Consider the following 14,215-nt stretch of genomic DNA (forward strand, 5'->3'; position numbering starts at 1 on the left):
GGGAGGTGACCATGGTTAATCTGACCGGACAGCAGTTTATCGGCGCGGAACGTACCGGCAGCGGTGAGGCGACGCTGCTCAGTCTGCGGGCGGCGGACGGTCAGCCCACCAGCTGGCGCTTCTATGCCGCAAGCCCGCGCGAGGCGGACGCCGCCGCCAGCGCCGCGCAGGCGGCATCCGCCGATTACGGGCAGACCTCGCCACAGGCGCGGGCCGGGTTTCTGGAGGCGATAGCCGATGAGCTGGACGCTTTCGGCGAGGATTTCTTCGATGTCGTGCATCAGGAAACGGCGCTGCCGCTGGCACGGCTAAAAGGAGAGCGGGCGCGTACCAGCGGTCAGATGCGCCTGTTCGCTCAGGTACTGCGGCGCGGCGATGCCTTCGCACCGCGCATCGATACGGCGCAGGCCGACAGAACGCCGCTGCCGCGCCCGGATCTGCGCCAGTATCGGGTGGCTCTGGGGTCGGTGGCGGTCTTTGGCGCCAGCAACTTTCCGCTGGCGTTCTCCACCGCCGGGGGCGATACCGCCGCGGCGCTGGCGGCCGGTTGTCCGGTGGTGTTTAAGGCTCATGAAGGGCATATGGCGACGGCGGAGCTGACCGCTGGCGCCATAGTGCGCGCGGCGGCAGGTAGCGGTATGCCGCCGGGCGTGTTTAACCTGATTTTTGGCGGCCATATCGGTGCGCGCCTGGTGCAGCATCCGGCCATTCAGGCGGTGGGGTTCACCGGCTCGCTGCGCGGTGGTAAGGCGCTGATTGAACTGGCACAACAGCGCGCACAGCCTATTCCGGTGTTCGCCGAAATGTCCGCCGTGAACCCGCTGGTGATTCTGCCGCAGGCCCTGGCAGCGCGCGGCGAAAAAATCGCCAGGGAGCTGGTGGCCTCCTTTACCCTGGGCTGTGGCCAGTTCTGCACCAAACCCGGGCTGATTGTGGTGATGCGCGGTAGCGAAACCCCGAACTTTGTGAGCCACCTGGCAGAGGCGGTCAGCCGGAGCGCGCCCCAGACCATGCTGAACCCCGCTGCGCTGGAGCACTACCGTCAGGGCGTGACCCGGCGTGAGAGCCATCCCGCTCTGACGCCGCTGGCTCAAGGCCCATCCGCAGATCGTCAGGCCAGCGCCCGGCTGTGGCGCGCCGATCCCAACGCCTGGCTGGCGGGGGATGCGTTGTTGCACGAAGAGCTGTTTGGCCCGTCGGCGCTGGTGCTGGAAGCCGATGACGAGCGCCATCTGAAGACGCTGCTTGCCGCGCTTCAGGGGCAGCTTACCGCCACGCTGCACGCCGACGAGGCCGATGCGCCTCTGGCTCAATGCCTGATGCCGCTCCTTGGCGACAGGTCTGGTCGGCTGCTGTTTAACGGCTATCCCACCGGGGTAGAGGTGTGCGATGCCATGGTGCACGGCGGCCCCTGGCCCGCGACCTCGGATGTCCGCACGACCTCGGTGGGCACTCTGGCTATCGATCGTTTCCTGCGACCGGTCTGTCTGCAGAACGTACCGGCGGCGCTGCTACCGCCTGCGTTGCAGGACGGCAATCCCCTCAACCTGCTGCGGTTGGTTAACGGCGCGCTAACGCGCGATCCCGTGCAGCCTTAATCACAGGGCGAAACCTTATGACCCTTCACACGACGGATGCCCGCGCCGCCGCCCCCGCGGCGGCGCAGGGGAAATTTAAAAAACAACTGACTCTGACCGATCTGACCTTTATTGGCCTGGGGGCGATTTTTGGCTCCGGCTGGCTGTTCGCCGCCAGCCATGTGGCTTCTATCGCCGGCCCGGCCGGGATCGCCTCCTGGCTGATTGGCGGTTTCGCGGTGCTGCTACTTGGCATTGTTTACTGTGAACTGGGGGCGGCGCTGCCCCGGGCCGGTGGGATTATTCGCTATCCGGTCTTTTCCCACGGTGAACTGTTGGGCTATCTGCTGGGCTTTATCACCCTGATCGCCTTCTCCAGCCTGATTTCGATCGAGATTGTCGCTGCCCGCCAGTATGCTGCGGCCTGGTTTCCTTCCCTGAGTCAGCCCGGCTCCGGTGACCCTACGCTGTTGGGGTGGGGCGTGCAGTTTATTTTGCTGTGCATCTTCTTCGCCCTGAACTACTACAGCGTGAAAACCTTTGCCCGTTCCAACAACATCATTAGCGTGCTGAAGTTTCTGGTGCCGCTGGCGGTAGTCGTGACGCTGTTCGCCTTTTTTCGGCCCGAAAACCTTACGGCTCAGGGCGTGGCGCCGTTCGGCGCGGCCGGGGTGGAAGCGGCAATCAGCGCCGGTGGCATTATCTTTGCCTACCTGGGGCTGACGCCGATTATCTCGGTGGCAAGCGAAGTTCAGCGGCCCCAGCGCACCATTCCGGTGGCGCTGATCCTGTCGGTGGTGCTCTCCACCATCATCTATGTACTGTTACAACTGGCGTTTATCGGCAGTATTCCGGGCGAGCTGCTGAGCGGTGGTTGGGGGGATATCAGTCGCCAGTTTTCGCTGCCGTATCGCGATATCGCCATGACGCTGGGTCTGGGCTGGCTGGCCTTTATGGTGGTATGCGATGCCGTGGTATCGCCGGGCGGCACCGGTAACATTTATATGAACGCCACGCCGCGGGTGATTTACGGCTGGGCGAAGGCAGGGACCTTCTACAAAGTTTTTACCCGTATCGACAGTCAGTCCGGTATTCCTCGCCCGGCGCTGTGGCTGACTTTCGGGCTCTCTGTGTTCTGGACCCTGCCGTTTCCCTCCTGGGAGCAGTTGATTAGCGTGGTATCGGCGGCGCTGGTGTTGAGCTATGCGATAGCGCCGGTGACCGCTGGCGGGCTGCGGCGTAATGCCCCGGATCTGGAACGGCCCTTTCGGGTGCGCGGTTTTGCCATTATCGGGCCGCTGTCATTTATGATTTCGGCGCTGATTGTTTACTGGTCGGGGTGGACCACGCTTTCCTGGCTGCTGGGATTGCAGATCCTGATGTTTGTTATCTATGTGCTGTGCCGCAAGCGGGTGCCGACCGGTATCGTTAGCCTGCGTCAGCAGGTGTGGTCATCGCTGTGGCTGATCGCCTTTTATGCCCTGATCATGCTGGCTTCCTGGCTGGGTAGCTTTGGCGGTATTGGGGTGTTGCCCCACCCGTGGGATACGATTGCCGTGGCGCTGATGTCGCTGGCTATTTACTATTGGGGCGTACATACCTGCCTGCCCCGTGCCAACTTTAGCGGGGACGAAGAAGAGTAATAAAGGAGCAAGATGAAACAGATAACCCTGACCCTTGATGAAGCCTATGACCTGGCGTACCGGGTACTGCGCCACAGCGGTTTTAGCGAACTGCACGCCGCGGCGGTGGCCCGCAATACCGTGAACGGTGAGCGTGACGGCTGCGCTTCTCACGGCCTGTACCGGATTCCGGGGTGCGTACGGACGCTGCGTGCGGGCAAGGTGTCGCCCGATGCGCTGCCGACGTTACAGGATTCGGCACCGGCGGTGGTGAAGGTCGATGCGGCGGGGGCTTTTTCGCTGCTGGCGTGGGAAAAGGCGCTGCCGCTGCTGGTAGAAAAGACTCAGCAGGGTGGGATTGCGGCACTGGCGATTAATCGCTGCGTGCACTTTTCCGCGCTGTGGGCCGATATTGAACCGCTGACAGAGCAGGGGCTGGTGGCGCTGGCCTGTACCCCAAGCCACGCTTGGGTGGCGCCCGCCGGCGGCACCACGCCGCTGTTTGGCACCAACCCGCTGGCTTTTGGCTGGCCGCGACCGGGTAAAGCGCCCTTTATCTTTGATATGGCGACCAGCGCGGCGGCCCGTGGCGAGATCGATCTGCATCGCCGTGCCGGAAAATCGGTTCCACCGGGATGGGGGCTGGATAGCGAAGGGCGGGAAACCACCGATCCGGCCCGGATTCTGGAAGGGGCCATGCTGCCGTTCGGCGGCCATAAAGGGTCAGCGCTGGCGGCGATGGTAGAGCTGATTGCCGGGCCGCTGATTGGCGATATGACCAGCCAGGAGTCGCTGGACTTTGACGCTGGCGCCGGGGGGCTGCCCTACGGCGGTGAACTGATTATCGCCATGGATCCGCGACGTTTTCTGGGAGATGAAGCGGACACCCATCTGGCCCGAAGTGAAACGCTGTTCAGCGCCATGACTGCCCAGGGGGCGCGCATTCCCGGCGAACGCCGCCACCGGGAGCGGGCCCGCAGCGAAGTGGAAGGGGTGACGATACCCGCTGCGCTTTATCAGGAGATTGTGGCGCTGGGGTAACGAGGTCGCCGGATATCATTACCGGTATTGACGCTGGGAGTGTGCGCCCTTATCTTTGTATGAATAGTTAACACAGGGGGCATTATGGCCAGGACAACCAGCGTCACTATTGGCGATCAGCTAGACGCTTTTATCAGCCGGTTAATCGACAGTGGTCGCTACGGCTCTGTGAGCGAAGTTATGCGCTCGGCTTTGCGTTTGCTGCAACAGCAGGAAGATCGTGATGAAGCCGTCCGCCAGGCTGTGGTTTCCGGCCTGGAAAGCGGAGAAAGTCCGTTATCGCTAAAGGAGATCGCAGCGCAAAGAAAGCGGAAGCATCGTGTATAGGCTTACTGAGATCGCGGCTCAAGATTTTGGCGCGATCTATGATTACACGCTGAAGGAGTTCGGTGAAGAGCAGGCCGATCGCTACACTGACGCGCTGGAGGCATTCTTTGATACGCTGTCCGGGATGCCTGAAATTGGGCGGAATTACGCGGCTGTTCCTGATGTCATGCGCGTTGAGTTTCAGCAGCATACTATTTTTTATCGCGTGCGTGATGCAGATATTCTGATAGCGCGCATCCTGCATCAGCAGATGAATCATTTACAGCATTTACGGTAAGAAGAAGGGAGAGCAAACGCTCTCCCTTATGCTATCAGAACTGAGTATTAATACTCATATACCAGGTTCGGCCGGACTCGTTAAAAGTCGCGGCGCCTGCGCCTGACATATAGCCTTTATCGCCGCCGGTGGTCTGGGCATTGCCTTCGCGCCAGTGGCGTTTGTCGAACAGGTTATCAACCCCCGCCGTCAGGCTGACGTTTTTGGTGGCGTCCCAGGTGGCGCTCAGGCCCATAATGCTGTACGGACTGACCTTGTCGGACTCGCTGCCGCTAACGTGCTCACCCTTATAGTTGTATTTCTTCGGCGTCTGGCTGCCGTACCAGGTGAAGGTGCTCTGCAGTGAGAGATCCTCGCGCACCTGCCAGCTCAGAGTCGAGTTCAGAGTGTATTCCGGAATGATCGACAGACGATCGCCGGTCTCTTTGTTCTTACTTTGCAGCATCCAGGTCAGGTTGTTGCTCCAGGTGACGGTATCGCTTACCGGAATATTGAGGGTACCTTCCAGCCCTTCCACCACCGCTTTGGGAACGTTCTCCCACTTGTAGATATTGGTACCAGCAGAGTTGGTGTACTCAGGGGAGTAACCCGCCTCGATTTTGTTGCGATAGTCGTTACGGAACCAGGTCACCCCGGCCTGCCAGCCGTCGCGTTTGAATTCCAGACCAATCTCTTTATTGATGCTGGTCTCAGCCTTCAGGTCGCTGTTGCCCTGCAGATAGCAGGGGGTGCCGCTGGCAAAGCAGCCCTGGCCTTTACTGTAGAGCAGGTAGTTGGGGTTGGTCTGGTACAGGCTCGGCGCTTTGTAAGCCCGGCCAATGCCCATCTTCAGGGTCAGGGAGTCGGTCAGCCCCTGGGTCAGGTTAAGCGACGGGCTCCAGTTATTGCCGACGATACTGTGATGATCGAAGCGCAGCGCCGGGGTGAGCATCGTGGAGTCGGTCAGCTCAATGTTATCTTCGGCGAACAGCGAGAAGATCTGGGCCTGGGTGTAGGGACTGCGGTTATCGCTGATGCCATCAACCCCTCCACCCGCCAGGTTCTGGGTATTAGAGGCGTTATCCTTCATCTTCTGCTGGTTCCATTCGCTACCCAGCGTCAGAGTCTGATTAAACAGATAGTCGAACGGAATATTCACTTCGCTGTGCAGCATAATATCGCTGAGGTCGATATTCACGAAGTCGTCGCTGGCGAAGATCCCTTCAGTGCCCCCGGCCAGCCCTTCATCCATGCGCGAGTTACGGGTGCGCTCATACTGGGCCCAGGTGTTGGTGCTGACGCCGTTATCCCAGGCGCCGGTCCAGGTGACCGAGTAAGTCTGACGATAGAGGCGGTTGGTTTCCGAACCGTACTTCTCTTTCACCAGATCGTTGGTGTTGGTGTTCTGGGTATCTCCGGCATAGAGGTTGCCCTGGCGGCTGTAGCCGGCTTCGAATTCCAGCGACTGCATGGGAGCGAACTCCCAGCGTAGCTGGCCGTTAATGGCTTTATTTTCCACCCCTTCACGCCCGGCGGGTACGGTATCGGCATAGATACCGGTACGCTCTGACTGGTGCCCTTCGTTGATCAGGCGGGCATCGGCCTGGGTTTTATCAAGGTTACCCCACAGCCGGAAGCTGACATCGTCGCCCATTGGGCCGGTCAGACTGAAGTTAGTACGTTTTGTTGAACCTTCGTCTTTGTGTTCGGGGGCGTTGAAGTAGGTGTTCCAGCTGCCGTGCCACTCTTTATCGCTGCGTTTGGTGATGATGTTCACCACGCCGCCTGCCGCGCCGTTGCCGTAGCGTACCGCGGCCGGACCGCGAATCACTTCAATGCGATCGATCATCTCTGGCGGAACCCAGTTGCTGTCGCCGCGGGTGTCGCGCTCGCCGCGCCAGCCCAGGCGTACCGAGTTGCGGCTGGTGACCGGCTTGCCGTCCACCAGAATCAGGGTGTTTTCCGGACCCATACCGCGAATATCTATCTGACGGTTGTTGCCGCGCTGGCCGCTGGTGGAGTTACCGGTCAGGTTCACCCCCGGCATGGTGCGAATGATTTCAGAGACGTCGCGCGCCGGTGGGCGCTTTTTGATTTCGTCGGCGGTGATGGTGGAAACCCCCGGCGCCTGCAGATTCTGTTCGGCGGCGGTGACCACCATGGTGTCTTCATCATTAACAGAGGCGCTGTCCTGATTGACGTCGTCAGGCGCGTCGGTGCTGCTTTCTTCAGCCGCGGCGGGCTCTGCCGCCTGTGCGGATACCGTGCCGCTGTAGATTCCTAAGTTAATCAGCATGGCCAGTGAATACTGAATCTTTTTGTTCATTGATCTGGAGTCCTGCTTTTCTCCGCCTCCCTTCCATGCTGCCGGGTCCCGGGCGGGAAGGGGGCTAATGCCCTGATACAGCCAAAATCCACCCCCCTGAAAACAGGAAGGCGGTAAGGCGCTTATTTATTGTTTTTCCTGCATGCGGGCTCTTCCGGCCGCTGCGCCGAAATACGCTATTGCAAATGAAAATAATTATCAATAATATTATCTATTATTTTCGATCTCGGTCTCTTTTTACCTTGATTAACATAAGGTTAAGCTTTTGTGGACGCACTGGTAACCGGAAGTGAAGCCTGGTGGCAGGCAAGACAGGCGCAGGGAATCCCCACGGTGGAACCGTTGGGAGACACCCAATGCGTGGTCAGTTTTTTCTGGCGTGACCCGGCAGGAGATGAACAGCGTTCCAGGGTGCGCCACGTCTGGCTTTATATTACCGGCGTTACCGATCACCATCAGCGCTCTCAGCCCGTGAGTCTGAGCCGGATACCCGGTACGGACGTCTGGCGCTGGAGCACCCGGCTCCCCGCCACCTGGCGTGGCAGCTACTGTATGATTCCCTCCACCCGGGAACAGGATTTTTCGCCAGAGGCGCTCTCTGCGGTGCCCGACCGCCAGGCGCTGCGCGAAGGGTGGCGCAAACTGCTGTCACAGGCGATTGCCGATCCCTTTAACCCCCATAGCTGGCGCGGCGGGCGCGGTCATCCGGTATCAGCGCTGCATCTGCCCCTGGCGCCCGCTCAACCGGGGTGGGAGGAAGCGCACCCCGCCGCCGCGTCAGCTCGCTGTATTCAGTGGCGCAGCCGTCGTCTGGGCAATCAGCGTCGGGTCTGGATTTTCGCCACCGGGGAACAGCAGCCGCAACAGCGCCCCCTGGCGATTCTGCTCGACGGTCAGTTCTGGGCGCAGAGCATGCCGGTCTGGCCAGCGCTGCAGGCGCAGACCCGGGCGGGCGAGCTGCCGCCAGCGCTCTATGTGCTGATAGATGCTATCGATAATGTGCATCGCGGGCGTGAACTGCCCTGTAATCCCGATTTCTGGCTGGCGGTGCAGGAAGAGCTGTTACCGCTGGTGCGGCGTTTTGAGACGTGGCATGAAGCGCCGGAGACCACCGTGGTGGCGGGGCAGAGCTTTGGCGGGTTATCGGCGCTGTATGCCGCGCTGCACTGGCCGGAGCGTTTCGGCTGCGCCCTGAGTCAGTCTGGCTCGTTCTGGTGGCCGCATCGTGGCGGTGGCGATACCCCCGGCTGGCTGGTTGAAAGCCTGCGTAAAGGGGCGATTGGTCAGTCACCCATCAAAATTTTTCTGGAAGCTGGCCTGCGTGAACCCGTGATTCACCAGGCGCACCAACAACTGGTGCCATTACTACAAAAAACACAGCGGCAGCTTTTCTGGCGCGAGGTTGACGGCGGACATGATGCGCTCTGCTGGCGCGGCGGTCTGATTGATGGACTACGCACCCTGTGGCGTGACGCGCCATCTCCATAGCGCCGGGACGGTCTGGCCGTCTGGCGCGCCAGCGCTTTTTTTGACAGGAGTAAGGCATGGAACATAGTAATCCCTTCGACGACCGCTCAGGTCAATTTCTTATCCTCGCAAACGATCTGATGCAGTACAGCCTGTGGCCGTCGCACTGTGCGCTGCCGATGGGCTGGCACGCAGTGACCGGTCCCCAGAGCCAGCAGCAGTGCTATCAGTGGCTCGACAGCCACTGGCAGGATTTGCAGCCCACCCATTTTGTCTCACGTCGGCTTCAGTAGAGGTAACGCATGACAGACTCAGAGGTCATTACGCCCGTGATTACCCAAAATGAAATGCCGTTGGTGGCAGCCCAGCCTGGAATCTGGATGGCGGATCAGCTTTCGCCCCAGGCCAATGCCTGGAGTGTGGCTCACTATGTAGAACTGAACGGTGACGTGAACAGCGCGCTGCTGTCCCGGGCGATTCTGGAAGGTATGGCGGAGGCGGATACCCTGCGCATGCGCTTTGGCGAGCGCGACGGCGAGGCGATTCAGTGGATTGATGACGATTTCCGTTTCGATGCGCCGGAAGTTGTGGATCTCCGCGGCTGTGACGATCCCATCGCCGCGGCCAGAGAGCGGATGCATCAGGATCTCTCTGCGGATTTACGGCTCGCCAGCGGCAAGCCGCTCTATCATCACCAACTGCTGCGTATTGGCGACCAGCGCTGGTACTGGTATCAGCGCTATCACCATATGGTGGTGGACGGCTTTAGCTTTACCGCCATCACCCGGCGCATCGCCAATATCTATAGCGCGCTGTGCCGTCAGGAGGCGCCGGAACCCTCACCGTTTATACCGTTCCGTGAAGTGGTGGAGGAGTATCAGCGTTACCGTCAGGCTCCCGCCTGGCAGCGCGATGCGGCATTCTGGGCGGAACAGACAAGCCAGTTGCCGCCACCGGCCTCGCTGTCTGAATTGCCCCTGAGCGGTCAGGGCTCTACCACCCAACTGATTCGCCACAAGATAGCCTTCGATCATGAGGATTTCCGCCATCTGACGACCCAGGGCCAGGACCAGCAGCTTTCCGGCGCCGATATAGCGCTGGCGCTGGTTTCCCTGTGGCTGGGGCGTCTTAGCAACCGGGCCGAATTCGCCGCCGGTTTTATCTTTATGCGCCGCATTGGTTCAGCGGCGCTGTGCGCCACCGGACCGGTGCTGAACGTGCTGCCTTATGCGGTGCGTATCGCCCCCGATGCCACGCTGACCTCCCTTGCCGCCGACCTGGCGCAGCAGATGAAGAAACTGCGTCGCCACCAGCGCTACGACGCCGAACAGGTACAGCGCGATACAGGAAGGGTGGCGGATGGCGAACCGCTCTACGGTCCGGTGATTAACCTGAAAATGTTCGACTACCGTCTGGATTTCGACGGTATTGAAGGGATTACCCATCAGCTTGCGTCCGGCCCGGTACGGGATCTGGAGATCGCGCTGTATCTGGGGGAGCAGGGTGAACTGTCGATGGAAGTCCTGGCCAATAACCAGCGCTATGACGCCGACGTTCTGGCGCGCCATATTGCGCGTCTGCCGCTGTTGATAAAGCAACTGGCCCGGGACCCGCAGCTACCCTGTCGTCAGGCTGGGGTGATGCACGACGATGAAAAAGCGCTGATTGAGCGGGTGAACGCCACCGAACAGACGCTGGAACCCGGCACCCTGAGTCAGTTTATCGCCCGTCAGGCGCAGTTAACGCCGGATGCACCGGCGCTGGCGGATGATGACTGGCAGTTTAGCTATCGTGAAATGCGTCAGCAGGTGTTGCTGCTGGCCCACCAGTTGATTGAGCAGGGGGTTCAGCCTGGCGATATCGTGGCGGTGGCACAGCCGCGCTCGGTCTTTCTGTCGCTGGCTTTGCAGGCCATTGTTGAAGTGGGGGCCGCGTGGCTGCCGCTGGATACTGGCTATCCGGATGAGCGGCTGCGCATGATGCTGGAAGATGCCGCGCCGCGTTTGATCATTACCGATGATTTGCAGGCTGAGCGCTTCGCCGATCTGCCTGGGCTGACGGCGCTGCGCCTGACCCAGCCGCTCGGAGGCGAAGTCAGTCAGGACCGGCTTGAACTGTCACGTCCGGAACACACGGCCTATGTGATCTTCACCTCCGGCTCTACTGGTCGCCCGAAAGGGGTGATGGTGGGGCAGCAGGCTATCGTGAATCGCCTGCTGTGGATGCAGAATCACTACCCGATGGGTTCCGATGACGTGGTGCTGCAGAAAACGCCGTGCAGCTTTGATGTCTCGGTCTGGGAATTTTTCTGGCCGCTGATGGTGGGGGCCCGGCTGGTGATGGCGCCGCCGGAAGCGCACCGCGATCCCCAGGCGTTGCAGCAGCTGTTCGCCCGCTGGCAGGTCACCACGACCCACTTCGTACCGTCGATGCTGTCGGCCTTTGTGGCGGCGCTGGGTGATGAGCAGGCCATTGCCTGCTGTGCCAGCCTGCGGCGGGTCTTCTGTAGCGGCGAAGCGCTGCCTGCCGACCTTTGCCGCGAATGGGAGCGACTGACCGGGGCGCCGCTGCATAACCTCTACGGTCCGACCGAAGCGGCGGTGGATGTGAGCTGGTATCCCGCTTACGGCGAACATCTTGCCGCGGTAAGCGGCAGCAGCGTGCCGATTGGCTGGCCGGTCTGGAATACCGGGCTGCGCATCCTGGATGGCGATATGCAGCCCGTGGCGCCGGGTATTGCCGGGGATCTCTACCTGACCGGCATTCAACTGGCGCAGGGCTATCTGTCGCGCCCGGACCTGACGGCCAGCCGTTTTATCGCCGATCCCTTTGCTCCTGGCGAGCGGATGTACCGAACCGGCGATGTGGCGCGCTGGTTGCCGAATGGCGCCGTGGAGTATCTGGGGCGTAGCGACGATCAGCTTAAGCTGCGCGGTCAGCGTATTGAGCTGGGCGAGATCGATCGGGTGATGCAGGGACTGCCGGACGTCGCCCGGGCCGTGACCCACGCCTGCGTGCTGAACCCGGGGGCGGCCAGCGGCGGCGATGCCCGACAGCTGGTGGGATACCTGGTGTCGGCTTCTGGCGCGACGCTCGATGTCGGGCCGCTGCGCGAACAGCTACAGCAGCAACTGCCGCCCCATATGGTGCCGGTGGCGCTGGTGCAGTTAGATGCCTTCCCGCTCAGCGCTAACGGTAAGCTGGACAGGAAAGCGCTGCCGCTGCCTCAACTGGCCCAAAGCAGTGGCGGTCGGGCGCCAGCGCCCGGTCTGGAGCGCACGGTGGCGGATGCCTTCGCCCGTCTGCTGGAATGCGAGGTCAATTCGGCCCGGGACGATTTCTTTGCCCTGGGGGGGCATTCACTGCTGGCGATGCGGCTGGCGGCGCAGCTTAAGCGCGAGCTGGGTCGTCCGGTGACCGTGGGGCAGGTGATGGTGGCGTCGACGGTGGAAGGGCTGGCCGCGTTGCTTACAGAACAGGATGAAGAGCAGGCCAGTCGCGCCGGTTTCGAGACTCTGTTACCGCTGCGCAAGGCAGATGGCCCGACTCTGTGGTGCTTCCATCCGGCTTCCGGCTTTGCCTGGCAGTTCAGCGTGCTGACGCGCTGGCTGGATCCGTGCTGGTCGATTATGGGTATTCAGTCGCCGCGCCCGGAAGGGCCGATGCAGCAGGCGGCGAATCTGGATCGGGTCTGCGAGCAGCATTTACAGACCCTGCGCGCCAGTCAGCCCCAGGGGCCTTATTACCTGATGGGCTACTCGCTGGGGGGAACCCTGGCGCAGGGCATTGCCGCACGCCTGCGCCAGGCGGGGGAAGAGGTGGCCTTCCTGGGGCTGCTTGATACCTGGCCGCCGGAGACTCAGAACTGGGAAGAGAAAGGGGCAAACGAACTGGATCCCGCCGTACTGGCGGAGATTGAGCGCGAGCGTGAAGCCTTTATCGCCGCCCAGCAGGGGCAGGGATCTGATGCGCTGTTTGCGGCCATAGAAGGCAACTACGGCGATGCGGTGCGTCTGCTGACCAGCGCCCACAGCGCGCACTTCGACGGTAAAGCGACGCTGTTTGTCGCCGAACGAACCCTGACGCCGGGCCTTGAGCCCCAGGCAGCCTGGGCGCCGTGGGTGAGTGAGCTGGACGTCTTCCCGGTGGACTGCGCCCATGTGGATATTATCGCCCCGGACGCCTTTAGCCATATCGGCCCGGTACTGCAAAAGGTACTGGCGCTGGATTAACCCGGCAGCACTGGCAAAAGTAAAACGGGCGGCTCAGGCCGCCCGTTTTTTATCGGTTACTTTTTCTTGTGCCATTTATCATCATCGCCCTTTTGATAATCGTTTTTGACCGCAGCCCAGGCGACGCGATGCGCCGTCTCTTCCCGGCTGGCATCGTCGCGACGATCCTCCGGGTCTTTGTACTGATCCCAGGCGCTGTTAAAAGCCTCTTTGTAGATCTCCTGCGCGTGTGCGGGCAGCACGTTCTGAACGCTGTCCGGTAAGTCGCTTTTGGTCTGGTATGGCATGGCTGACCCCTCTTTATTTAGACATGGGCTAAGTGTGGTTGAAGCGAGGGCTTGTTTCCATCTCTTCCTGAATCTTGCTTATTCGTGATTTTTGTCACTTAAATTACTTTAAATTACAAATATCATTCGTTAATGTAATAAATATTACACACGCTGCCAGCGCAGGTGTGAGCTCAACGGGTGGTGTGCTATGGCCAGGATCCTTTGTCTGGGAAATGCCGTCTGGGATCGCTACTTCGAAGTGGAGAGTATCCCCAGTCAGGCCACGAAATATTTTGCACGCGGTTATTTTGAAGAAGGGGGGGGTGTAGCGGCGACGGCGGCCGTGGCGGCCCGACGCCTGGAGGCCGACGTCAGTCTGGTCAGTCGCCTGGGGAAGGATAACAACGGCGCCTGTATTGCGCGCGAGCTGGAATCATGGGGGGTCGATACCGGCTATCTCCGGCGCTTCCCGGGTGCAGCTTCCTCACATGCCGTCGTTCATGTCGACGGGGCGGGAGAGCGACAAATTACTGTCTTTCGGGATGCCTGCTTGCCGACCGGTAGCGACTGGCTGCGGCCGGAAATGCTGGACGGCGTTGACTGCCTGCTGTGCGACACGTCCTGGCCGGAAGGCGCCCTGTTTCTGCTGCAACAGGCCAGAGCGCGCGGTATTCCCGGTGTTCTCGATCTCGACCTTGGGGCATCGCGGATGAATGAGCTGGTTGCACTGGGCGACTATCTGGCCTTTTCGTGGCCGGGGTTGCAGCAGTTCACGGGGGAAGAGACGCCGGAAAAGGCGCTGCGCGTGGCCCAAAAGTCGACGGCGGCTGTGGTCTGCGTGACCCGCGGCGAAGAGGGCTGTTACTGGCTGGATAACGGCGAACTGCGCCATATTCCGGCATTTTCCGTTGCCTGCGTTAGCACCAGCGGCGCCGGTGACGTTTTTCATGGGGCGCTGGCGGTGGCCATCGGAGAAGGGCAAGGCGTGGCCCGGGCATTAAGGTTCGCCAGCGCGGCGGCGGCCCTGAAGTGCACTTCCCGGGGCGGGCGAGAAGGTATTCCAGGTAGAGAGCAGCTCGAGCGCTTTCTGCAATAAAC

11 protein-coding genes are annotated in these 14,215 nt (G+C 61.0%); 9 read left to right on the forward strand and 2 right to left on the reverse strand.

What is annotated here, in order from left to right:
* Window positions 1–11 precede the first annotated feature (11 nt).
* The 5 genes from FEM41_RS12825 (at window position 12) to FEM41_RS12845 (ending at window position 4,844) form a co-directional block, all read left to right on the forward strand.
* Window positions 12–1,598 carry an aldehyde dehydrogenase (NADP(+)) gene (locus FEM41_RS12825; protein ID WP_138096344.1) on the forward strand — a complete coding sequence of 529 codons (1,587 nt, stop codon included), beginning with the start codon at window positions 12–14 and terminating at the stop codon, window positions 1,596–1,598.
* Window positions 1,599–1,615: 17 nt separating this feature from the next.
* Window positions 1,616–3,220: an APC family permease gene (locus tag FEM41_RS12830; protein ID WP_138096345.1), complete on the forward strand. Its 1,605-nt coding sequence runs from the start codon at window positions 1,616–1,618 to the stop codon at window positions 3,218–3,220.
* Window positions 3,221–3,232: 12 nt separating this feature from the next.
* A complete protein-coding gene (locus FEM41_RS12835; protein ID WP_138096346.1) occupies window positions 3,233–4,240 on the forward strand; it encodes an Ldh family oxidoreductase in 1,008 nt (335 codons plus the stop codon).
* A gap of 84 nt (window positions 4,241–4,324) precedes the next feature.
* The gene (locus FEM41_RS12840) at window positions 4,325–4,567 is read left to right on the forward strand and encodes a type II toxin-antitoxin system ParD family antitoxin (protein ID WP_138096347.1); all 243 of its coding nucleotides are present in this window, start codon (window positions 4,325–4,327) and stop codon (window positions 4,565–4,567) included.
* A complete protein-coding gene (locus tag FEM41_RS12845; protein ID WP_138096348.1) occupies window positions 4,560–4,844 on the forward strand; it encodes a type II toxin-antitoxin system RelE/ParE family toxin in 285 nt (94 codons plus the stop codon). The genes FEM41_RS12840 and FEM41_RS12845 overlap by 8 nt, the downstream gene beginning before the upstream one ends.
* Before the next feature lie 34 nt (window positions 4,845–4,878).
* On the opposite strand, the gene FEM41_RS12850 is transcribed toward FEM41_RS12845, so the two are convergent.
* The gene (locus tag FEM41_RS12850; RefSeq protein WP_138096349.1) at window positions 4,879–7,149 is read right to left on the reverse strand and encodes a TonB-dependent siderophore receptor; all 2,271 of its coding nucleotides are present in this window, start codon (window positions 7,147–7,149) and stop codon (window positions 4,879–4,881) included.
* Between the two features lie 267 nt (window positions 7,150–7,416).
* Here FEM41_RS12850 and fes point away from each other — a divergent pair, with 267 nt between their 5' ends.
* From fes to FEM41_RS12865, 3 genes are read left to right on the forward strand one after another with little or no spacing between them, the layout of a single operon-like run.
* A complete protein-coding gene (gene fes / locus FEM41_RS12855) occupies window positions 7,417–8,637 on the forward strand; it encodes an enterochelin esterase (RefSeq protein WP_138096350.1) in 1,221 nt (406 codons plus the stop codon).
* Between the two features lie 56 nt (window positions 8,638–8,693).
* Window positions 8,694–8,909, forward strand: a complete 216-nt coding sequence (locus tag FEM41_RS12860; protein ID WP_138096351.1) for an MbtH family protein — start codon at window positions 8,694–8,696, stop codon at window positions 8,907–8,909.
* Between the two features lie 9 nt (window positions 8,910–8,918).
* A complete protein-coding gene (locus FEM41_RS12865; RefSeq protein ID WP_138096352.1) occupies window positions 8,919–12,848 on the forward strand; it encodes an enterobactin synthase subunit F in 3,930 nt (1,309 codons plus the stop codon).
* A 56-nt stretch (window positions 12,849–12,904) separates the two neighbouring features.
* Here the strand turns inward: FEM41_RS12865 and chaB are convergent, their stop codons facing one another.
* The gene (chaB, locus tag FEM41_RS12870) at window positions 12,905–13,135 is read right to left on the reverse strand and encodes a putative cation transport regulator ChaB (protein WP_138096353.1); all 231 of its coding nucleotides are present in this window, start codon (window positions 13,133–13,135) and stop codon (window positions 12,905–12,907) included.
* 190 nt (window positions 13,136–13,325) lie between these two features.
* Here chaB and FEM41_RS12875 point away from each other — a divergent pair, with 190 nt between their 5' ends.
* Window positions 13,326–14,213, forward strand: a complete 888-nt coding sequence (locus FEM41_RS12875) for a PfkB family carbohydrate kinase (RefSeq protein ID WP_138096354.1) — start codon at window positions 13,326–13,328, stop codon at window positions 14,211–14,213.
* Window positions 14,214–14,215: the final 2 nt, after the last annotated feature.

Source organism: Jejubacter calystegiae, from assembly GCF_005671395.1.
In the GTDB taxonomy this organism is placed as follows: domain Bacteria; phylum Pseudomonadota; class Gammaproteobacteria; order Enterobacterales; family Enterobacteriaceae; genus Jejubacter; species Jejubacter calystegiae.